A 24028-nucleotide genomic window follows, 5' to 3' on the forward strand; every position below is an offset into this window, starting at 1 on the left:
ATGGGAAGAGGATCGACAATAAACGGACGCTCAATACATAATCGTCTTTACAAGCAAATATATTGGAGTATTTTATACTATAACAGGATTTTTCCTATTCGGTAGAAGATTTACTTTTTCTATTAGAAAGCTCTTTCGTGAAAACAGCAACGCCCTGACCAAAAGGAAAGGGCATTGCTGTTTTTAGGGACAAAAAAGTCTACTCGTTTTTGATCACTTTGAGGATTTTAGTTTCCCGTCCACTACGTACCTGCAACAATAGTGCCCCCCCTGCCCCATTCAGCGGTATTCGTAACCGATCCACTAGATCAGCCTGCTCGATTACAAGTTGATGCAGATAGCCTCCCTGTAGATTCATCAATTGTAATTCGACTCGCTGACCCGACACACCCCTAATCTCTACCTCAGCCGATGTGCCAATAACTGGATTGCCCAATAGCTGAACCTGCAACCCGGTCCTCGTCTCTGCCGTAGCCTGACGAGCTCCCGATGGACAAGAAGTGAGCCAGGAATACACATAATTCGCGTTAACATTACCCTGTTTGGCACTCAAGGTCACTACTGGGTTATCGGTGTAAAGATTCAACTGGTAAGGCCCTGCTGCCATCGTCGGCAACATCTCGTTCACCACTGAAAAGCTGATCGGTTCCCCACTTACTCCCGTGTACTGAGGAGTGAACGTTACCTTGCGTAAACCCGCACTCAATACCTCGCAACTGATGGTCTGAACCCCACTGATGCCAAACAAAATCCCGGCCGGATTTACCATCAACTGAAAACTCGTGCTGGCCGTCAGACTGCCCGGATCAGTGGCCGTAATTGTAATTGTAGAAACACCACTCACACTGGGTGTGCCGGTAATCGACGTACCGACCAAACTTAATCCAGCAGGTAATTTACTCGCGCTTAAGCTGATCTGATTGGGCGTCTCCTGATCCGCAAACGTATTGGCCAGATTCAAGCTATACCCCTGACCTACTACCGCCGTCTGATTCCCCACTGGACTATTCAATCGAGGGGGAGTATTGTCCTGACCAATGTTCATACAGGCATCCAGCCAGTTGTAAGTGAACGTCATCGGACCACTACTACCTGTCTGCGTCGCTTTCAGCGTAATCACCGGATTGTCCCGATACAAGGTCAACGAGTACGGAGCCGGATTGGTGGTAGGCACCATTTCGTTGATGACCTCAAAAGAGATCGCCTGTCCATTGAGGCCCGAGTAGCGCGGAGCAAACGTGATGCTGAGTTTGCTGGCTACGGGTGTACAGCTAATCGTCGTTACTGCTGTAATAGCAAACGGATTTGTCGGATTAACCGGTGTAGTTGCTGGCAACACACTTAATGTCAGCAGAGTACTCACAGTCAGTCCTCCCGGATCGGTAGCAATAATGGTCAAACTGAAGGGAGAGCCTACCGTCGTCGACAGTGTACCGCTCAGCGTCGCGCCTGAAAAATTCAGTCCCTCGGGCACACCTCTAGCCGAGAGCTGCAGACTTAACGGCGTTTCGGCATCGGTGAACGTATTCGGAGGGATTACATAGCTAAAATAGTTGCCCACCGTCGCCGTCTGATTCGCTAAGGGCGTCACCACGGTTGGAGCCGTATTTGGATTCTGGGTGGTCTGACAAGCGGCTAACCAGTTGTAGACAAAACTCGCTTCGCTTGGGGAACCACTTTGAGTGGCTTTCAGGGTGATGACCGGGTTATCGGTGTAGAGCTGGATCGTATAGGGGCCGGGCTCGCTAGTGGGTAGCAGTTCATTGACCACCGAGAAGCTGATCGGTTGACCCGTCAGACCACTATACTGTGGACTAAAGCTGACACTAAACTTACTAGGCGTAATGGGCGAGCAATTTACTGTTGTCACGCTCATGATGGTAAATACTCCCGACTGAATAGTCAGGCTAACCGGGGTCGATGCTGGGCTAGTGCAATTACCAAGAGTACAAGTAGCTGTCAGGGTATAATTGCCGGGAATTGAGTAGGTGTACACATTCCCATTGGCAGAACCTGTTCCGCCTTGCGAATTCCAGTTGATAGTCTCTCCCGAACACCCATTGGCCGTTACGGAAATGGGCTGGTTCGTCGTCATCTGAGCGGATGCCTGCAAGGTGGGAGCTGATAGTTCGTTGTTGCTGGTCACAGTGGTAGAGGCAACTGCCGAACAGCCATTGGTGCTGATGACCGTTACGGAATACACACCCGTCATACTGACTGTCGCGGTAGCGGCATCACTCCCACTTTGGGTAGCGCCTGCACTAAATTGATACATATCTCCCCCGGAAGCGGTAAGCGTAACACTGGCTTGGGTACAGGTAATCGGCCCATTGTTAATCAAATTGACCGTAGAGATCGCGTTAATTGTTACCGAGATCGATACCGTTTTCGTACAACTGTTGGCAACATCGGTGGCAGCAAAATATAAAATTGTACTACTGCCCGGTGTCAGATTGGTAGCTGTTAAGGTATTACTTCCCTGATTGTAGGTCCCTGCCGACTCAGTCAAAGACTGATCTTTGTACCAGGTAGTCCCGACTGTAAATTGGCTACTATTTCCACCCAATTGCAGAGCAGAATTGAACGTAGAGTTACAACTAACGATGGGAGCGGCAATCACATCATTGTTCACTACGTTGAGAATGGGGTTGCCCTGCGGATAGTCGATGATGCCGTTGTTGGTTAGTGTCCCGTTGTTGTTATGTATCCCCGTGGTATTAACCGTAAACAAACCCACGTTGGTGAAGCTGTTGCTGTTGATGATAGGGGCCAACACAGTCAGCGTGGCGCAGGCTCTGTTAGCGAACGGCCCCTCGTTGCGGATGCCAGTACCCCCGATAGTACCCAACGACCCGATGGTGATGGTGCCCGAATTGATGAAGGTTTCCCCCGGGTTGTACAAGCCTACATACGTCGAGTTATCCAGTTGAATATATCCTCCCGCCTGGTTCTCGAACGTGGCATTGGGCCTGTTGTAAAGCCCATATAGTCCCACCGCTGCGCTGGCCCCGATGATGAGCATGGCCGAGTTCGTGAAACGGCTACCAATGGCGTTGAATAAGCCTGTACCAGTCGAGTTGTCAATCTGAATACGTCCCCCCGCCTGATTGGCGAACGTGGCCAGGTTGTAAAGCCCAGAGCCTCCCACCGCAGCGGTGGCCCCGATGGTAATGGTGGCCGAGTTGGTAAAATTGCCTGAATTCAATAAACCGTTGTCGGTTGTTCGGTCAATCGTTATCGTCCCGCCCGTGTTGGAAAATGCAGCCTGATTCCAGATGCCCTGCGTTCCCATGCTGACAAGCGTCCCAATGGTGATGAGGCCCGTGTTGGTGAACGTAGCCGTAACTCTGTTGTTGATCCCCTGGTTAGTGGCTCGATCAACCTGAAGTGTGCCGGTGTTGGTAAAGCTACCAGTGTTGTGGAGAGCGATCAGACCCACCGGGGCCGTGTTGCCCAGCATCACTGTGCCATTATTAGTGACTGTCCCTTGATTATAGAACGCCGTGGGAAAGCCATCCAGGGTTGCAAAACTGTTGATGGTCAAACTCCCCGCGCTGCTGATCGTAAGCGATGCCCCTGTTTGCACGGCCACCGATTTGGCTGTGGCCGTAGTGCTCAGCACGGGCTGGTTGGCTGGTGCCGCTGGAATAACGACATCGTCGGAAGCGGTGGGAACGGCTCCCGATGCCCAGTTACCCGCCGTGCTCCAGTCGGTACTAACGCAACCCGTCCAGGTAGGCCCCGACGATCCCGACCCACAAACAGGCACATTGACAGTAAGTGTTACGCTGGCTACCGAGGAGCAACTGCCAATGATACCTGTGACAGAATACGGCCCGGCCACACTCACCGAAATGGCCGTAGTGCTTTGCCCATTCGACCAGCTATAGGAACTCGCTCCCGACCCGGTCAACGTAGCGCTCTCGCCCTGAGTAATGGTGAGCGAAGGCGTAGCGGTAATAGTAGGCGGAGGTTCTGGCGTGGTGGTCACTACGCCGGTGTTGGTACCCGTGACGTTGAAGGTGCCGCCGTTGAGGTTCTGCACCAAGCCCCCGTTGTAGCTGATGCTGCTGTTGTCGCTAGTGTTCTCAATGATAGTGCCAGTGTTGGAGAAGGAAGCCGGCGAGGTATTGGTAATAACTGCATTCCCCAGACTCTGAAGCAGAGCTGAACACCCCTGATTGTTGAAAACAGGCACGTTCTGACTGCCGCTACCAACCACGCTCCGATTGTCAAGGGCGGTGCCGGTCACGCTGGCCCCGATGGTAATGGTGGCCGAATTGACAAAGCTGCCGCCCGTCGTGTTCACACTGCCCTCAAGGTCTTTATTCCTCAGGCCTATATTACTGGCCCGATCAATAGAGATATTCCCGCCTTCCGTGTTGCTGAATAACCCGTTATTATGCAGCCCATCGGCACCTACCGTGGCCGATGCTCCAATGGTGATCCTGGCCGAATTGACAAAGATGGCTCTGTCATTTAATAAACCCCCAGCACTGGTCCGATCAATGGAGATGGAACCGCTCGACGTGTTGCTAAACGATGCTGAATTTATCAGCCCATACTGACCCACACTGGCCGATCCCCCGATGATCAGACGCGACGTGTTTACAAAGCTCCCATCTCTATTAAACAAACCACAAAAAATGGCCCGATCAATAGATATGGAGCCGCCCGATGTGTTGCTGAATGAGGCCACATTCGCCAGCCCATACTGACCCACACTACTCTGATTGCCCAACACCACAGCCCCCTGGTTGAGCACGCTGCCTCCGTTGTAAAAACCAGTCGTCGGATTTACACCACCTACCGATTTGCTACCGTTGATAGTCAAACTGCCCGAGTTGCTGATAATGAGTAATGCTCCACTTTTCACCTCCACTGTGCGGGCCACAGCCTCAGTGCTGATAATGGGCTGGTTGGTCGGAGTCGATGGAATCACGACATCACTGCCCGCCGTTGGTATACCCGCCGACCAGTTGCCCGCCGTGTTCCAGGCGCGGTCGGTTGCGCCCGTCCAGTTGTTCTGGGCCTGCGTGGTAAGGTTGCCGAGCAACAGAAGCAGAAAAAACAAAATCGTCCGGCGTGGGCGGCTACTCGCCGAAAAAGGTATAAGTGCGTTCATGAGAAATGTTTTGTTAGTACACGTGTAATCAGACATGAACTAGCCACAAGTATCAGTTTATTGATACTTGCGTAGGCACCACCGCCCCCACCCCAAGCTTCTACTTTCACCACTGAGGTGTACCCTGCCGAAACCACGTAAGTGCCACTGGCATTGAGAGTTTGGCTGGTGGGTTGCCCCAGCGTGAGGATGGGCATGGTTATAATCGCGCTGGGGCAAGCGGCAATCATGTATCGCATCTGCTGCCTGTGGGATAGCCATTGAATAGATTTGTAAAACTGAGTCATGATCGTATTGGGTTAGTCAATAAAAAGTTAGTTGAGTTTACCAGGTATAGATGGGCTTTAAGGAGCCGATTGAACTATGTTTAGGTTGGGAATGGGAGATAAACTTGACAAAAAGTGAGCTATCCGCCAGGCATTCCAGGACGAACACAGTCTAAAAATGTCCGAAACGAGGGGAATATTTATCGAATGCAATGGACAACCTTAGCAGTGTAAAATCGAGACATGAATACGTTGGGTTAGTCAATAAAAAATGATTGAATTCTAATAGGCATATAGCCGGGTGATGGTCTGATCTTCGATGGTGTAAATCAGACAGACGGGTTGAGTCGTGTCGGGTGGTTCACAGATAGCAACCCCTTCCACAAAGTGCGTAGCTCTCCCTCGGTAACGCACTGTCTGGGCACACAGCTTCTCCACGGCCTGCCAGTCGTGGTGATTCAGGTGCGTGTGTAAGGTTTTGGTCAGCCGCATATTGTCGGCTTGAGTCTGCTCCAGATCGGTTGGCTGGCCTAAATTGCAAGCCCACAACAGCCCAATCAGGAAGAAAGAAAGCCCGTATCGAATGGATTTAAGAGGGTATGGATAGAAGCGAAAACTAGTCAGGAAATATGGGGCTCTCATGGCAGTCGCGTTTTTTTTTGGCGACTACAAGGTGAGGGCTCTACCAGGAAAAGGCTTCTGCTGTTGTGTCAAAAACTTCGTTTATTGTTGCATGAGCCAACAAAAACTTAGTCTATTGATGTATGGCGTGATTTTCTCGTAGAGAATCTATTCGTATTACCGAAATCAGTTGCTGTTTTTCAGGTTGTCGATCAAAACCCTAACCTTACATTTGCATTAGCCTGATACGTTAGTTTTCCGCTCACACCGTAACGTAGTGTTTTGATCTGTGCTACGTAGCTGGGAGGTAACGTCACTGCGTGGTTAAGCTGCACTACGTCCGTAAGCACCGGTACTGCCCCGCACGACCAAACCGTTGGATCGTCCCAGCTCCCCGCTTTCACGGTCAGGATCGGTCCCGTACAACTGCCAAACTCATAAGCGCCCATATCAACCCGGCCACCAGTAATTCGGGGATTACCCGCCAGATCTACACTCGTACCTAATGTAGCGGTTGTCGAGGCTGGGTTGCTCGCGTTGATGGCGGCCGAACCCGTAGCCAGTTGCGTACTGGTTGTGCTGGCAAACGGTGTTACGTTGGTTGAAATATTACCCGCGCCAGTCGTGTTACCAGACTGGCTGTCAACGCCCGGCTCATACAAACTGTACGACAGATTAACGGTAGCCCCCGACGCATTGAAAAAAGGCACAGAGCCAGTATTATTGAAGACGATACAGTTCACCAACGTAGCAGTGGCATTGGTGCTGGTGGCATTGTTGACGTGGATATTCGCCATGACCGACCCCTGTCCGACAGGGGCTGAGTTGCCCTGAAACGAGCAGTTGATCAGAACCGGCTTGGCCGTACCCGTGTAACTTCCGGCACCGTCGTCACTGCCATTGGTGCAGATAGCTCCACCCCGGATGGTCGCTGAATTGTTCTGAAACGAACTACCCGTAATGGTCGGGCTGGCCGTACCACCGTAGGCATAGTTGTAGAGGGCACCACCGCCATCGGAATTGCCATTTCCGCTCGACGCGACATTGGTAACGAACAGGCAATTCAGGATTTTTGGACTGGATTTAGTCGTGTAATTAAGCTGACCGGAAGCACTCTGTGCGCGATTGTAGATCGCTCCACCGCTGCCATTCTGCGTGGTATTATTCTGAAACCGGCAATTCTCGATAATCGGACTGGCATCACCTCCGTTGGAAGCATAATTGTAGAGTGCGCCCCCACCGCTTAAGGCGTAGTTGTTCATAAACCAGCAGTTGCGTATGGTTGGGCTACAGACTCCTCCGACAGCTTCATTGTACATGACCCCGCCAACAGCTTTTCCCTGCTGCGGTCCGGTATTGTTGGCGAGGGCGTAGGCCAGCACAAAGCCATCGAGAACAGCAGAGTTGGTCAGGTTGTTGCCGTTGCGAAACAGGTTGTAGGCACTGACGTTGGTATTGTTGGCAATATCGGCGCTGAGCGTGGTGCTGGAGGGGGCTGTGATGCTGATAGCGGGACGTTGGCTCAATGCTGTTTCGTTGCCGACAAATCCACCGTAGATGGCCACGTTGGGTCGCATGGTGTACGTAGCGTCGCGGTCGTTGGTGGTAGTTGGTTTATACGTACCCGCAGCCACCCAGACCGAGCCAATGCCAACGCAGGTAGCCGCCTGATTAATAGCGGTTTGCAGGGCTGTTCCGGCATAGGCATTGCTCCAGCTACTGCCATTCTGCGAACCCGCACCAGTCTGTGTTACGTATACAGGTGTACACGTAACGCTTACCACTACGCTGGTCACAGAAGAACAGCCTCCGGTGGTGCCGGTTACCGAATACGTTCCGGCTGTATTTACCGAAATAGTCGACGTAGTAGCTCCCGTACTCCACTGATAAGTAGTAGCTCCACTGGCTGTCAACGTAGTACTCTGTCCAGTAGCGATGGGCAACGACGGATTAGCCGCAATGCTGACAACCAGCAACGTAGCGTTCAGCGTTGCCGATACGGATACGGTTTTGCTGCAACCGCTGGCGTTGTCCAGAACCGAAAAATAAACCACCTGACTGCTACCCGGCGTTCGGTTGATGGGAGCGAAGGTGTTGGTGCTCTGGTTGTATGTTCCCGCTATCTGGGTCAACGCCTGATCAGAATACCACGTAGTGCCAACCGTAAATTGATTGTTATTCGTGCCCAATTGCAGCGCCGGTATGAAGGAGGGACTGCAACTGCTAACAGGCGCGGCAATTAGTTTATTATTTGTTACGTTGGGAATGGGATTACCCAGCGGATATTCCAGAATCCCGTTGTTCGTCAACGTACCGGTGTTGCTATGGGGTTGTGTGGTTCTGAGCGTAAACAGGCCTGAATTGGTAAAACTACTCCCATTATTGAGATTATCGAACACTGTCAACGTAGCACAGGCGCTATTGGCGAACATACCTGTATTGGCAATACCATCCGTTCCAATGCTCGCTGATGTACCAATGGAAATCGTGGCATTATTGGTGAAACTGGCCGTCAACGTACCACTATTGGCATTACTGATCCCCTGCTGCCCCGTCCGATCAATCTGGATAAGTCCACCGGCATTGTTACTGAATTGTTGGTTGTTGAGAATGCCCGCCAACCCATTCTGAACGCTGGCCCCGATCTGGATCAGTCCCACATTCTGAAAATTGGCGGTTCCGGTTGTTCTGGTCGCGAGTGGTTCACCCTGTATGCTGTTCAGAAGCCCAGGTCCGAGGTAGCCATCTATGTAGATTTTGCCGCCCGACTGATTCCTGAATTTATCCAGGTTCCAAATGCCACTACCTGGCTGCCCAGTCGTTTCCTGAAAGGCCAGCCGGATGGTTCCGTTATTGGCAAAGACCGCACTGGAGCTTATCGGAATACCATTATAAATGCCAAAGTTAGTCCCATCTACCCGAATCAAGCCCGTAGCGGTATTGGTAAACGACGCTTCATTATTGATGCCAACTGAATACGTAGTTGATACCGCGCGGCCAATGACTAAGGTTCCACTGTTGGCAAACGTCGTCATCAACGTTGACGAATGCGCATTCGCCAGCGCATCGGTAGCAGTCCCGGAAATATGGAGATCAACGAGCCCCGTTACGGCATTCGTAAACGATCCGCCGGTAAAGTTTAGAATGCAAAAGTTGCGGACTGTTGGCGTAGCGCCAATGATCAGGGTCGCCGAGTTGCTGAACAGACCGCCATTGTTTGACAAGCCAGTCTGTACCTGATCAATGCGAATGATCCCGCCCGTATCATTAAAAAACTGACCATTTATACTAGTGAGACTCGTAGCCTTCGAATTGTCGATGCCGGTCGTTAGGGTCGTCGTTCCACCCACCGTAATCTGAGCCGTATTGGTAAATGAATTAAAGTTTCGAATAGCCGTAGTTCCCCCGTCAATACGGATATCGCCCCCGGCCGAATTGCTAAACGGCGCCAAATTGCTGATCCCCACCGGAGCTGTTTGCCCATTCAAACTGGCGGGGAGGGGGACAATGGAGCCAATCTTGATTTGGCCCGTATTCTGGAATAAACCCGTTTCGTGTAAAATTCCGTAGACAGCGCCCCGATCCAGGCTAAGCACACCCGTTGCGGTATTGGTCAGGGTACCCTTGTTGCGAAGGCTATTGTTGAAATAACCGGCGACAACGGTCCCGTTTCCGGCAATAGCGCCAATGACAACCGAACCCGAATTGATCATCGTGGAGGATGTCGTTTCTGTTAACATGCCCGTCTCGGCTCGGTCGATCCGAATATCGCCCCCTGCATTGTTGATAAAACGACCCGACCCCAGAACACCGATGCCCGATGAAGCTAACCCTGCAACAGCCCCAATAACAATCGTACCCGAGTTGGTTACGGTGGCCGTTCCACTCAGAACGATTCCGGAGTTCCCCCGATCGACCCGAATGTCGCCCCCTGCTGTATTGGTGAATGTTCCCTGCGTTTCAATACCATTCGTACCAGTCGATGCTGTATTGCCTACTACGAGCTTTCCCGAATTGGTCATCGTCGCACTGGCGACATTGGATATACCGAGCGTACTGGATCGATCCACGCGAATGTCGCCACCGGCATTATTGGTGAATGTCCCCGAATTAAAAACACCAGCATTCCCACTCGTCGTCGAAGCCCCCATTGTGATGGTCGCCGAATTGATAAAACTTGAATTCACATCATTCTGAACACTGTTCACGCCCGATTGCTCAACCTGAATGATGCCCCCTGTCGCATTGGTAAATACAGCGGTGATCCCTGCGAGCTGGGTTCGGTTTCGGATGCCCTGCTGGGTAAGGGGCACTGCGGTTCCCATCCGAATTTGCCCCGCGTTGGTAAAGGAAGAAGCATTGCCAATGCCAGCCGTAGCCCTGTCAATCTGAATCACTCCGCTACTGGCCTCATTCGTGAACGTTCCCGCGTTCAGGATACCAAAACCGCCCAACGTAGCGCCTGAACTACCGATAATCAGCGTACCGGCCTGTCTAACCGTACCACTATTATTCAGCCCATCGTTCGTAGAACCATTTATAGTCAGCGTTCCTCCGCTGGTGATGCTTAACGAAGCCCCGCTATTGACCACTACCGATTTGGCTACCCCTGCCGTACTGAGAATAGGCTGTCTGGCCAGAGCCGATGGAATGATTACGTCGTCAGTAGCGGAGGGTAGGCTGGCTGGATTCCAGTTGCCAGCCGTGTTCCAGTCGGTACTGATATTGCCCGTCCAGGTTCGCTGAGCCTGAGCTGTTACCCCAACTGATAGCAGTAAAAAACACAGGAGAACACTACGTCCGGTGTTAGCCGATGAGCGGGTTACTAAAAGCAAATATGGGTAAAAATAGGTCATGAACACGTTGAGCTTGGGTATCGAGTTAAGGAAGTTTAACAGGCAAGGAAAACGAACAAACAATGGCTTGGGAGAATATTTTGATTAAAACTAACGCTAGCACGTTCTCAACCCGTCAGTCAAGGACGAACGCCCCTTAAAAGTGTCCCAATAGGGGAATTAAGTTTTCGGATGTTTTGGCGCACAGCCGTTCGGCGGCTTTCCAGTCGTGGTGATTGAGATGCGAATGACGTATTTTAGTGAGCCGCAAGTTGGCAACTTGAACCTGTTCCAGATTAGTCGGCTGGCCCAAATGGCAAGCCCGCAATAGCCCGATCAGGAGGAGAGAAAGCCCGTATCGAGTAAACTTGAAAAGGTGTAAATAGAAACGAAAACGGGTCAGGAAGTAGGGATCTCTCATAGCGGTCACGTGGGTATTTTAGCGACTGCAAGGTGAGGGTTCTACCAGGAAAAGGCTTCTACTATTGTGTCAAAAACTTAGTCTATTGTTGCACGAGACCTGAAAAACTTCGTCTATTGTTGCATGGTGAGCTTTTTCTCGAAAACAGGCTAATTTGTTGAAGCGATTCGTGAAGGTGTGAATCGGAAGAAGGCGTAACTGCAAAAGCTGCTCAAGCCTGCCAACAAGTGCCAAACTGAATGTCCCTGATACAGTGAATGCGGATCGCAGCCAATTTTTTGCACATCGAGCGCCCGAATTTTCAACGCAACAATAATCAGTACGATACTGGAAACCGCCAGCAAAATAGAGCGTTCTTTCCTGAACTGGATATAATTGATGACAATCAATATCCAGGTTATCAGGATTAAAGCGGGTAATAGAACACTGCTTGGGATCAGCAGGTGGATTTCATAAAATGATAGAATCAGTAGAACGGCAATGCCAATAAAAATTCGCTTTGCGGAGTCTGATAAATGGATTCGATAGAAAACATGGTAAACGGCAATACTGAGTAGGGCAACCGTGATACTATACGTGCCGTTCATATCGACCCGCTGCCCTACCCACGTCAGCGATGCATGAAAAAAAGCACTGCCAAAACTTAGATAAATCAGACAAATACCCATAAGCAACGATAGCAATGGGAATTGCTGGAGTCGATTCTGACCAATCGCCGGGCCATTTTTACGGTCTTCTATCGCGAGCAGGCAAATGAAAATACCAAAGAAGAAATACACCAGATTGGAATACGTATTGACCGACTGGTGAAAAAATTGACTAACATTATTAAACTCGCAATACTCCCCCGTCAACGCTGATTTGCTGACGACCATTCCTTCCCAACTGTGGCCAGTTAGAGTCATATTCAGCAAAAAATAAATAACAAACATAGCCAGCGTATAAGCGGCAGAGCGAAAGGTTAGCTGTCTAAGTTTGTTTCCCATAAAGTACTTATTTCCGTCTTTTTCAGCGAATCATTCTCTATCGAGCGCCAGGAGTGTTTGCAATAACACATTCGCACCGTTGCCAATATCAACGCCTTTAGAAAACTCCTTGGGTGAGTGACTAATGCCGCCGACACTCGGAATGAAGATCATGCCAACGGGTGCGATTTGCGCCATTTCCTGCGAATCGTGTCCGGCTCCACTTTGCATATAGCGGTGAGAAAGACCTAAGGCTTTGGCCGAAGCAATGATTTTATCCTGAATCGGTTTGGCCGTTAGGGCGGGGGTTACGCCAATAGACGACTGCGCGAAGGAGATGGTCGTTTCGGACGTTTTGGCGATTTCTTTCGCTTTCGCTTCGAACTCACCAAACAGTTTCCAGATCTTCTCATGCGATAAATCCCGGATTTCCACACCCAGCACCACCTTACCCGGAATCACATTGTACGCGCCTGGCTCGGCCGCAATTTTGCCGATAGTACCCACCTGCCGACCTCCATGACTCGTAACTACCTCGTTCAGGGCGATTATCAATTTTGCGGCTGCCAGTAGCGCATCGCGACGGGCGGTCATGGGCGTAGTACCGGCATGATTTGGCACTCCTTCAATCGTAGCATCCCAGTGTTGAATGCCAACGATCCCTTCTACGACCCCGATTTGCAAATTTTCTTTCATCAAAATGCCCCCCTGTTCGATATGCAGTTCGATAAAAGCGGCCACATTACCTTTTTTCCGAACCACTTTGCTCAGACTGTCGGGATTGCCGCCAATAGCCCGAATACCATCGGCAATAGTCAATCCACTTTGGGTAACCGATTTCAACGCAGTTGGCGTGATTTTCCCAATCAGTGCCCCACTACCAACAGTTCCCCCTTCTTCATTAGCGAAAATAATCAGCTCCAGCGGGTGCTCCGTGACGATGTTATTTTCGTTAAGCGTCTCGATCAGTTCGAGTCCGCTGATGGAACCGACGGGGCCGTCGTAATTACCACCGTTCGGTACGCTATCAATGTGTGAACCAAAAGCGATAGGTTTCAGCGATGCATTTTTCCCTTTTCGGCGGCCAATGATATTACCTGCGTAGTCAATCGTTACATCGAGTTTGGCTTTTTTCATTAGTTCGATAAAATAGGCCCGACCTTCCTGATCGGCTTTACTATAGGCTACTCGCCCTATTCCACCATTCGGTAGCTCCCCAAATTTTGACAATTCCAGCAACCGGCTCTGAATTCGTTGCTGATTGATCTTCAGGTTGCTCGTTCGGCTCTGTGCCAATCCGATTGGCGAAAGCAAAATCAGGTAAATGAGTAGTGTGTGTTTCATTACAGGCTCGTTTTCAGGTTGTATTCAGCTTGACTCAACTGTATAGAGTTGATGTTAACGTTCTACTTTCCAGTCTGAGAGTATCAGTCTATTATTTGATTCGCTTATACTTTCTCAGGAGGTCAATCACCGATTTATGGGGCAGAGCGTATGCTTTATTTCCATTGATGCCTTCTGTGGTTTCAGCGGCTACCATTGCATTGATAATTGCTTCTTCAACGGCCTGAACCGTAGCGTCAAACAGTGGATTTATCCGATCGTTGGGTAGTTCGGATAGTGTAGTGAATCGATCCCGCTTAAACGCACCGGGGTTTGCGGTGGAAAATGCCAGAAAGATATCACCAGAACCATTCTCACCGCGTCCGCCAACAATGCCGATTCCCAAGGGTACCCGAGCTGCTATCCGCTTCAATTGATGAGGTAGTAACGGCGCATCGGTGGCAACGATAACAATGATCGATCCATCACCCGGCTGGTAGGAAGGCGGGGCTTTGAATTCTGAATTCAGCGTATCTTTTAGCTCCACCCCTATCGGAACGCCAGCAACAGTCAGGTTTCGTTTGGCACCAAAGTTCGCCTGTACCAATACGCCCAGCGTATAGGTAGAATCAGCGATCTTGATAATTCGGGAAGCGGTGCCTGTGCCTCCTTTAAATCCCAGACACATCATACCCGTTCCACCCCCAACATTGCCTTCCTGAATAAGTCCACTTTTGGCACCATCAAGCGCTTCGAATGCATGACTTTCCTTCACATGAAAGCCATAGATATCGTTCAAAAAGCCATCATACGTTTCGGCTACTACGGGATAGGTATACCAGAAGTCTTCTTTATACCAACCCGTTTTGACGTACCATTTCAGTACCGCATCTCGTACCGTACCTACACTATTGGTATTGGTTATCATGACGGGGCCTTCCAGAAATCCTGATTCAGTTATCCAGGTCGTTCCCGTCATTTCACCATTTCCGTTCAGCGTGTACCAGTTCGCATGTACCGGATTATTGATTCGACCACGGGGAAAGATGGCAGTTACCCCCGTCCGAACCGGCCCTTTTCCCCGAACGTTTTTTCCCTGCCCGGAAATAATCGTGCTGTAACCAACCTCTACGCCTTTTACATCCGTGATGGCATTGAATTTACCAGGTGTGCCGTTAAATGGAATACCGATGTCTCTTGCTCTTGGTTTTTGACCGTAAACCGAAAATGGATCGAAACACAACACACAAAACCCTAAAAGCCAATAGATTACAACGAGCAAAGTTTTCATAAACGATTGGCATCTACATCGTGAATAAACTGAATAACACCATTCATAAATACCTGCTGGTCATCCCACATCGACAAATGACTGCCATTGGGACAATAGAGGTATCTGCCCTTTTTGACCAGTTTACTTTGCTCTTCCATTGCCTTAGGATCCATCGTATCGTATTTCGCCCCGATCATTAAGGTTGGCACCGTGATTTCGTGAAGCCTATTTTTGATGTCCCATTTAGCTAGTCGTCCACTGACACCAAACTCGCTCGGGCCCTGCATCAGGACATAAATGTCGTTGTTCGTATGCTTCATCATTGACCTGTTGACGGCGTCCGGCAATTCCTTTAGCCGACATAAATGTTCTTGATAAAAATTAGGAATAAGCAATTCCATGTAACGCGGATTCGCAAAATCCTTTTTGGCTTCAATCGCTCTTACTTCGGCCAGCACTTCGGGTTTCATTTGTTTAGCGAGCACTTCTTCCGCATACCGTCCGTATTCGGGTGCGCTAGCCATCATGTTGGCAACTAATAACCCCTTAAGATTCTTTTGATATTTCAGGGCGTACTCCATAGCTAGAAGACCACCCCACGAATTACCCAATACATAGAAGTTAGTACTATCAGCCCCAATCGCCTGGCGCACTTGCTCAACTTCTTCCACAAACCGTTCAGTTGTCCAGAGACTGTTGTCTTTTGGTTGATCGCTGTAGTATGAACCTAACTGGTCATACTCATAAAACTCAAAGCCTTCGCGCCCAAAAAACGTCTCAAAACATTCCATGTACTCATGGGTCGAGGCTGGCCCGCCGTGCAACAACAGAACTTTGATTTTGGGATTATTGCCAAACCGTTTTGTCCATACCTTGAATTCGCCCACCGGCGTTTTAATCGGGATTAGTTTTACCCCTCCCGATTCGGGTGTATCGCCATAGTTTTTAAAATAATCCGCGACGGCGACCGTCGTAGTTGACTCTTTTTGTTGGCATGAACTAAGAAAGCAAAAGGCTAAAAAGAAGGAAAGTAGTCGCATGGGCAAATTGCAGTGTTTATAGTGAATCGAAGGAAGTGAAGGAGTAATTTTGAAGAGTGTAACGATTGACCAACTTCAAAGTATCTTGTCTACGCTTATCATCTCGACAGGTTTTACTAGCTAGGCATCAAATATATCCTTTTTGACATATAAATACCCAACGCGGTAAGTTGGCGTTTACGGAACGGCAACTACTCCTGATTACCATAGGATTTACTAGGATATAATTAGCACTAAACGAACTTTCTAATTCAACTACCGATAAACGTAGCCTCCATTAGTTGCTTTATTTATTCATCCTGATCAAGGCTATTTATGGTTAGATTTGACAACTAATTAGGTTATTTCCCCTCCCTATGTCATGAATACTTCCCCTGAAACGCGCGAGGTTTGGTTACGCGGCCCTCTTTCCGATACACCTCCCCTACTCCAGCCTATCGCCCATGCGCTGATGCAGGCCCGTGAAGAAGTTCAATCTCTGATGCACAATTTTCCAGAGAGTAAACTTTGGGAACGCCCAGCCAATATAGCTTCGGCTGGTTTTCATTTACAGCATTTGACAGGTGTATTAGATCGACTTTTTACCTATGCCCGAGCCGAAACCCTCTCGACTGAACAATTAAATGCGTTGGCTTCGGAAGGAAAACCTTCGGGCTCGGTTCAAAAGTTGGTTCGAGATTTTGATAATCAAGTGGAGCGTTCATTAATACAGCTCCGTAAGACAGAGGAACAGACATTGACGGAAGTACGCGGAGTTGGACGCGCTCAGTTGCCATCAACAGTTATTGGTTTACTAACACATTCAGCCGAACATACGATGCGTCATGTAGGTCAATTATCGGTTACTGTCCGAATTTTAATCAGTGCAGGCTAGTGAAAGCATCAATCCGTCTTTAGTACAATTAACTATTCATCCGCTAAATTGTATTCTTCTGAGCTGGGTTTTATCACTAATGTGGCTGTTGCAAAAGTCTGAAGTGACTGATCTCTGATGCCTTGAGCGTCATTTTTCGGCCTCGAAAACATGAGAGTTGCTGGTTAAAATTCGTCGCTTTGAATCACTTATCTACTTTTGCAACAGCCACTAATCTTATGTAAAGAGATTTAGCTAATATTTACGTTAAGATGACAACAGAGCATTAGTAGAAAAAATACAATGAAGCGCATTGCTTACTGGGTTTGCTTAGTCTATTGCTTGGGAGCCTGTATGGACCCTCCTATCGACTCGAAGTTAAAGCTTATCAACAGTTCTAACAGACCCATGTTGGTCGTCTACACTGTTGATGGTCGTTTTGATCATGCGATAAATGGCTTGTCTGACTACAATCCATTTCAAGAAATTCAGCAGGCAGACACTACTCGAGGTTACCAAGCCGGATTATTGAAAGATAATCCAAAGTATATCTCTCCTAATGATACCATTTCTGCTCATTTAGGAATGGGAAAATGGGAAGCTCATATCGGTAAGGGTAAATTATGGATATATATTTTTAACCCAAAGACAGTTCTAGACAATGATTGGGATAGCATACGAATGGGGCAAAAATGGGAGAAGGTATACTCATCCACACTGGATCAAGTAGAAGACAGAGATTGGGTCATCAGATTGTAAGACCCTTTTGTATAAGTGCCAATATGTTAAGCTAGACCCAGCAATAAACCTAGAATGAGAACACTCTTGTGGGCAAATTCATAGATCTAAGAGCAAACCATTAATTTTTTGATTCCACCTTTTCTGGTCAGATTTGTTGAGCGAATGATTGGTTTCTTCATCGTACTGTAGACCCATGAGCTTTGCGTTGATTAGATGGAGCTGGAAGACTAAGTTTAGTTTCTCCCTGTAGGTGTCTTTCAAAAAGACTGTTGATAGAACAGCCTTTTTGAACTTTAATGCATGTATCCGAGCAATATCAAAATGGCCCTGTTCATGAACTAAGAGTTCATCGCTTCGCTGAGTCGGTTTTACCCAAGAGTTTCCTAACAATCGAGTAGATACCTGCAGATCAAGACTGACCTGGCTTCCTTTTATGGAAATTACTTTATAGGTATAGACAATCTGGTAATGGGTCGTAGCAGCATAGTTCGAAGTGGGATCGACAGGACCACTAAAATCCTCCCATTTCAATTTTCCATTTGCAATTATCTTGCTGGTATACGCTGCTTGAGCCTGACCGAGTAGAGGGCTAAAAGTTGTTGAAAGGAGCAATAGTATAAATTTGCTTTTGAGCCAACGTAGTAAAATCATAGGTATTTGGCTGCGAAAATCTGTTGATGTTTACTACAAGATTAGTGGCAAAACTGGTAAGCTTTCTATTATATAATCTGCTTTCTACTAATAAGCGTCGGATCGACAAATTATACCTTAACCACAAATTAGTCAACTTACCGTTTTTTCCTTCCATAAAAAAGGGTTTCAATCAACTGTTTAAATTGATTGAAACCCACTTATAAATCCCTGTCGACAAGGCGACTATCAACTCTTTTTATTGAACAGACAAGATTTTGAATTCTGTTCGGCGGTTTTGCTGGTGCTCCCCTTCGGTACAGTTGACGCCATCGACGCAACCATTTAGAATTTCAGATTCGCCGTAGCCCCGAGCGACCAATCGACTTGCTGAAACTCCTCTCGACACCAGGTAATCCAGAGCCGCTCTTGCGCGATTTTCGGATAGCCGAAGATTGTAATTGTCCGTAGCGCGAGCGTCCGTATGCGACCGAAGTTCGATGTGCATTTGTGGGTATTCTTTCAGCATAGCCAGAACGTGGTCGAGTTCGCGAGCGGCATCGGCCCGAATAAAGAATTTATTTAAGTCGTAGTAGATGTTTTTGAGCTGAAACACGTCGCCCACACCATATAGCCCCAGCGAATCGGTAACCACTTTCGTTTTGCGCTTGGTTTTGCCATACTGTGCCTTTTTGGTCGCATAACGATCCTTCTGAGCCGTAATTGTATACGGTGCGTTGGGTTTTACATCGAACTCATACCCACCATCCGGTCCAGTTGTAACGGTCTGTTCCGATTTATCCTTTTCATTTCGAAGCGTCACTTTTACACCCGTCGCCGGCTGCTGGTTGACCTCCGTTTTAATAACCCCCTTGACTAGGGTATTTTCCGATTTTTCGAGGTAAATCGACACGTTCATTACGGGTTTTGGCGACTGTGTCAAGGTTGAGAACCGAACGCTGTTCATGGCATATCCTTCTTTAATTGCCTTAAATTCGTATTCGGTATTTGAATCAACACACAAATCAGCCCGACCCTGTACGTTCGTGATGCGCAATTCCTGGTTCATGCCATTTCGCAGGATACGAACATCGGCATTTTCGAGCGGAACGTTGGTTTTCGCATCGTACACCAAGATATTAAGTTGCTTGCAGTTTCGTCGGAATGAATAAATATCATCATCGCTAACGCCTTTTTTGCGGTTACTGCTCACATACCCCGTTGTACGATTTCGGTCTGTAATAAACCCAAAATCATCTTTCTCAGAGTTGATTGGCGCACCTACGTTCTGAACGCCTTTGTACGCTATACCATCTTTAAGTTCAGCCACGAAAACATCCAGTCCGCCTAACCCTTCATGACCATCCGACGAGAAATACAGGTTTTCATCTTCCGATACGAACGGAAACATTTCATTGCCTTCCGTATTGATTTCTTTACCCATGTTCACTGGCGTCCCCCACTGACCGTTACTGAATTCAACAACGTAGATATCGGTTCCGCCAAAACCACCAGGCATGTCCGAAGCGAAGTAGAGTTTGGTGTTGTCCGACGAAAAAGCGGGGTGACCAACGGAGTATTCATTACTGTTAAACGGCACCTCCTGAATATCGACCCATTTGCCTTTCTTATTCACGGAAGTGTACAATTTCAACTTTTTTACACCATCCGAGCTTTTTCCAGCTTTCCCAGCACTTGTATTGTTTCGCGTGAAGACAATGAAATTCTGATCTTTGGTGAACGTCATCGGCCCTTCGTGGTACTTAGTGTTGAGCGTACGGCTGAAAATTTCCGTCTTGCTCAGCTTTCCTTGCTCAGTAACAGCCTCCGTAGTTCCCCCTTTTGCATCGCTACCGCCACCCAGAATAGACGAGTTGACACCTCGGCCCAGATCAGATCCGGGAACCCGTAACTGCGTTGTATCGGGGTGAAAATACAGATCCAGAAACGGTGTCTGGTTCCAGTTAAATACGCGCTTCAACACACCAGATTCGTTCCGGGCCGACACAAAGACAAGGCCGCCTTTGTAATACATTGGACTGAAATCGGCCTGGCGGGAATTGATTGGCAGATTGTGCATCCGATACGAGGAGGAGTCCTGATAGAACCGGTTGACATCCATGTAGGATACCGTAAAACGGCGCCCACGTAAGTCCTGGCTTTGTTTTTCGCCATACTGGCTATACATTTTCTGCGACTCCCGGTATTTACCATTGGCCGCCAGCGCCTGGGCATAATAGAGATAAACTTCACTATCTAAATCCGTATAGGATTTGACCAGTTCGCCATACACTCGCTCAGCATTGCGAGTATCCTGCAACTTGCGGTAACTATACCCAAGTTTAATCAGCGCATCTCTGGTTTCGGCCGGGTCTTTCTTTTTATCGCCCCGGAGAAACTCCTCATACGCACGCACGGCGCTGACATAACTAAGATTATCAAACTGTTTGTTAGCCGCTCGAAGACGTGCGCTTTGTGCCTGAGCGGTTAGACTCCAGAAGGCCAGTCCCGTAAGTAACAGGACACGTACAATTCTGATCATGGTGTTAGTAAGTTTGGAAAACTATGGGCCCGCACGAAAGCTATCAAATAAAGTGCCAACTTTTCACCAGTTTATATCTAATCCGTTATTTAGGGCTAACAGCGGTAAGTTGTTATTCTAAAAATACAATTTATTGAGTGAATTAATGAGAACTATCTCAGCGAAAGTCGAAGAATTTGCTGAGTCTCGGGCGTCACGCGAAAGGAATGGCTGATTCGTCGGCCAATAACCCAGGCAATTTCGTTACCTGAAAGCAAGACGGCCGTTTGTTCTCGCTCTGTACGAGTTAATTTCAACTCATTTAGTAAATCGCTTACAAGTTTTTGTCCTTTCATACCCAATGGGCGAAAACGGTCGCCTTGCCGCCACGGCCGAATTGTAAGCGGAAGGTTTAGTTGATCGGCGTTGAGGTACGCAATCGCAGAATTCGAGGATGGCACAAAGTCGGTGGGTTTCTCCTGTACACTTACCTCCAGTGTAAATTGATTCGCTATTCTTATCGGTTTATCTGGCCATGCAGAAATCGTGATCTCAAAATCAGACAACGTTGATATTGATTCAAGAAGTAAACCTTTCCGTTCATGCGCAATCCGATGCGTGGCCGAGGAAAACACTTGCCCGACGGGCTGATTAAGCGAAGTAATCATTTGTTGTACCTGAGCTTCCGTAAAGCCAAACGGTTTTAGCCACTCGGTCAGATAAAAGAATATCTCCGGTAATTCAACCAGTTTAGCGGTTGGCAACAATGTCTGATTTCCTCGTTGTTCAGCTGTATTTTGCCAAACCTGCGACAACTGGGTTTGCATCAGTTTTTCAGCAGCTCGCAGTCGTTCAATAGTTCGGGGAAGCGTTTGCCACAAAGCGGGATTTAACGCTGTTAACACTGGCACTACATGATGACGAATCCGGTTTCGGGCATACTTGTCTTCAAGGTTAGACCGATCCTCCCGATACGTCAATTTTTGTTCATCCAAATACGCAGTTAATCGCTCGCGAGTCGCGAACAAAAGGGGGCGTACAATTCCATTTTGTTTGCTGGCAATTCCATGTAGTCCAGCTATTCCAGTACCGCGCGTCAGATTTAGTAACATTGTTTCCAGTACATCATTCTGATGATGTGCGGTTGCGACACTAGCGTACTTATGATCCTGACAAAGCTGGGCAAACCAATCGTAGCGGAGTTTGCGGGCGGCCATTTGTATGGAAACTCCCTGCTCAGCAGCAACTGACGTAGTATCAAACGATATTAAGTGAAACGGAACCCCATAGTGTTCAGCCTTGTTTTTTACCAGAAGAGCATCCTCATCGGATTCATCTCCACGCAAGCCAAAATTAACGTGGGCGATTGCAAAAGGTTGTTGAATACGATGAAATAGCTCCGCCATCACAACCGAATCCAGTCCACCGCTTACAGCTAACAGGATACGATTAGTTGGTTCGAACAACTGATTGGCGTTAATAAATGCTAAAAAATCCCGCTCCAACATACGGTGTCGGTCCAATGCCGTAGTTTTGTTATTATGATTCGTTTAGTAGTCCGCTTTTTTTTCATTGCCATCTGTATGAGCCTGTTCATTCCTGCTTCGGATGTTCTGGCGCAGGTCAAGCCATCCGCTACGCCATCAGGAGCAGATGACAAAGTTGAGTTATACCATGCCGACAGCTTAGTTGTACTCAATATACCGGGTCAGGTTGTTCGAAAGCTTCATAACAACGTTCGCTTACGCCATAAAGGTGTATTGATGAGCTGTAATCTCGCTGTTCAAAACGTCACTACCAATGAGATAGAAGCTTACGGCAACGTTCGTCTGATTCAGGGCGATACCATTACTATTCGGGGTGATACCATGTTTTACTATGGGAAAACCCGTCAGGCCAATATGCGGGGCCATGTCAACATGCGTGACCGCAAAATGACCCTGACTACGGCGAAACTTGATTACGATATGCTCTCGGGCATTGCGCATTATCCCGTTCCTGGTCGAATTGTTGATAAAGAAAATACGCTTACCAGTAAGGAAGGCTATTATGATACGCGTACCAAGCTATTTACCTTTCGCCAGAATGTGCGATTGGTTAATACCAAAGGTACACTCGTAGCCGATTCGTTGCTGTATAATTCGCTTACTCGTCTGGCTACTTTCCAGGGTCCGACCCGAATTACAAACAAAGATGGTGTATTAACGGCTGTTGCCGGCCAATATAATACGACAACAGGTATTTCGAATTTCCAGCGCCGGGCCACGGTCGAAACGCCGAAATACCGGCTCACTGGGGATTCCTTATATTATGACAACATAACGGAGTTAGGCATTGCCAAAGGTAAGGTTATTATGGTCGCTAAGGATCAAAAAGCCGTTATTCTGGGCGATCATGTTCGGTATAATGGCAAGGCGGGAATTTCACGGGTAACGGGCCATGCGGTGGCCAAAAGCCTGGCCAGTGAAACCACTAAAGATACGCTCTTTTTGCGAGCAGATACCCTATTTTCCTACGATAATAAAATCACAAATACCCGCCGTCTGCTAGGACAAAAAAATGTATTTGTCTATAAATCTGATTTGCAAAGCAAGTGCGATTCCCTCATTTACGATACGGCTGATTCGACTATTTATTTTTATAAAAAACCTATTGTCTGGAGTCAGAATAAATACCAGATGGAGGCCGATTCAATGCGAGCGGTTCTCAAAAATAATAAGATTCATACGCTCTTTTTGAAGACAAAGTCCTTCGTTATTTCGCTCGATACATTAAAGAATTTTAACCAGATAAAAGGTCGTACAGTAACTGCTTATTTTACCACCAAAATCGTCTCAACAGATACGTTACCAACTGTTTCCAAGCGCATCCAAACAAGCCAAAAAACTGTTCTTACGGCCAGTTCCGGGCAAAGTGTATCAAGTGTTGCAACGAATACTACTCTAAAACGCGTATTAGATAAAAACGGCAGTTCACCTTCATCAACTACTGCAACGCTTCAGGAGCAAACTACACTGGAGCGGGTTATTGTTGAAGGCAATGGGCAGAGCCTATATTATGCGGTCGACGAAAAAAATAAAATGATTGGGTTGAATCATGTAGAATGCAGCCGAATGAATATCGCATTTAGCGACAATAAAGTGGGGCAAATTCGATTTTATGGGCACCCGGATTCGCAACTTATTCCACCTAAAGAAATAACGAGTGAGGTACAGGAACTTGACGGATTTCGATGGCGCGAAGCTGAAAAGCCAACTAAAAATCAGGTTTTGTGGCTTGAAGCCCCCCCACAGGAGAAACCGGCAGTGAAAAAAACATTAAAAAATAAGGGCAAAATTAAACCTTTGGCTCAAAAATTGGTTCAAAAAGCTAATAATTGACCCTTTTAACAATTTTTTAGAGGGCTGCCCGTTG

The 24028-nt window shown here is 47.9% G+C and carries 15 protein-coding genes; 3 read left to right on the forward strand and 12 right to left on the reverse strand.

Annotated elements, in window-relative coordinates:
• Positions 1-199: 199 nt before the first annotated feature.
• From ACYVE4_RS08740 to ACYVE4_RS08780, 9 genes are all read right to left on the reverse strand, one after another.
• The gene (locus ACYVE4_RS08740) at positions 200-5125 is read right to left on the reverse strand and encodes a beta strand repeat-containing protein (RefSeq protein WP_461039108.1); all 4926 of its coding nucleotides are present in this window, start codon (positions 5123-5125) and stop codon (positions 200-202) included.
• Positions 5122-5412 carry a hypothetical protein gene (locus ACYVE4_RS08745; protein ID WP_461039109.1) on the reverse strand — a complete coding sequence of 97 codons (291 nt, stop codon included), beginning with the start codon at positions 5410-5412 and terminating at the stop codon, positions 5122-5124. Before ACYVE4_RS08745 ends, ACYVE4_RS08740 begins: the two co-directional genes overlap by 4 nt.
• A gap of 261 nt (positions 5413-5673) precedes the next feature.
• Positions 5674-6033 (reverse strand): hypothetical protein, encoded by a 360-nt coding sequence (locus tag ACYVE4_RS08750; RefSeq protein WP_461039110.1) that lies wholly within the window; start codon positions 6031-6033, stop codon positions 5674-5676.
• A gap of 191 nt (positions 6034-6224) precedes the next feature.
• Entirely contained in the window at positions 6225-10868 is a 4644-nt protein-coding gene (locus tag ACYVE4_RS08755; protein WP_461039112.1) for a beta strand repeat-containing protein, read from the reverse strand.
• A gap of 136 nt (positions 10869-11004) precedes the next feature.
• Positions 11005-11268 (reverse strand): hypothetical protein, encoded by a 264-nt coding sequence (locus ACYVE4_RS08760; RefSeq protein WP_461039113.1) that lies wholly within the window; start codon positions 11266-11268, stop codon positions 11005-11007.
• 149 nt (positions 11269-11417) lie between these two features.
• Positions 11418-12254, reverse strand: a complete 837-nt coding sequence (locus tag ACYVE4_RS08765) for a ceramidase domain-containing protein (protein ID WP_461039115.1) — start codon at positions 12252-12254, stop codon at positions 11418-11420.
• Positions 12255-12284: 30 nt separating this feature from the next.
• Positions 12285-13577, reverse strand: a complete 1293-nt coding sequence (locus ACYVE4_RS08770) for an allantoate amidohydrolase (RefSeq protein ID WP_461039117.1) — start codon at positions 13575-13577, stop codon at positions 12285-12287.
• A gap of 91 nt (positions 13578-13668) precedes the next feature.
• Positions 13669-14847 (reverse strand): DmpA family aminopeptidase, encoded by a 1179-nt coding sequence (locus tag ACYVE4_RS08775; RefSeq protein WP_461039118.1) that lies wholly within the window; start codon positions 14845-14847, stop codon positions 13669-13671.
• Entirely contained in the window at positions 14844-15869 is a 1026-nt protein-coding gene (locus tag ACYVE4_RS08780) for a proline iminopeptidase-family hydrolase (RefSeq protein ID WP_461039119.1), read from the reverse strand. The genes ACYVE4_RS08775 and ACYVE4_RS08780 overlap by 4 nt, the downstream gene beginning before the upstream one ends.
• A 361-nt stretch (positions 15870-16230) precedes the next feature.
• Between ACYVE4_RS08780 and ACYVE4_RS08785 the strand changes: the two genes are divergently transcribed.
• Both ACYVE4_RS08785 and ACYVE4_RS08790 read left to right on the forward strand, forming a co-directional pair.
• Complete coding sequence (locus ACYVE4_RS08785; RefSeq protein WP_461039121.1) at positions 16231-16743, forward strand: DinB family protein; 513 nt, start codon at positions 16231-16233, stop codon at positions 16741-16743.
• A 282-nt stretch (positions 16744-17025) separates the two neighbouring features.
• A complete protein-coding gene (locus ACYVE4_RS08790) occupies positions 17026-17481 on the forward strand; it encodes a hypothetical protein (protein WP_461039122.1) in 456 nt (151 codons plus the stop codon).
• 78 nt (positions 17482-17559) lie between these two features.
• Here the strand turns inward: ACYVE4_RS08790 and ACYVE4_RS08795 are convergent, their stop codons facing one another.
• The 3 genes from ACYVE4_RS08795 to tilS form a co-directional block, all read right to left on the reverse strand.
• Complete coding sequence (locus ACYVE4_RS08795) at positions 17560-18114, reverse strand: DUF922 domain-containing protein (protein ID WP_461039124.1); 555 nt, start codon at positions 18112-18114, stop codon at positions 17560-17562.
• Positions 18115-18352: 238 nt separating this feature from the next.
• A complete protein-coding gene (locus tag ACYVE4_RS08800; protein ID WP_461039126.1) occupies positions 18353-20635 on the reverse strand; it encodes an OmpA family protein in 2283 nt (760 codons plus the stop codon).
• A 152-nt stretch (positions 20636-20787) separates the two neighbouring features.
• Entirely contained in the window at positions 20788-22137 is a 1350-nt protein-coding gene (gene tilS, locus ACYVE4_RS08805) for a tRNA lysidine(34) synthetase TilS (protein WP_461039127.1), read from the reverse strand.
• Positions 22138-22155: 18 nt separating this feature from the next.
• Between tilS and ACYVE4_RS08810 the strand changes: the two genes are divergently transcribed.
• On the forward strand, positions 22156-23994 hold the full coding sequence (locus ACYVE4_RS08810) for an OstA-like protein (RefSeq protein ID WP_461039129.1): 1839 nt from the start codon (positions 22156-22158) through the stop codon (positions 23992-23994).
• Positions 23995-24028: the final 34 nt, after the last annotated feature.

This window comes from Spirosoma harenae, assembly GCF_054776975.1.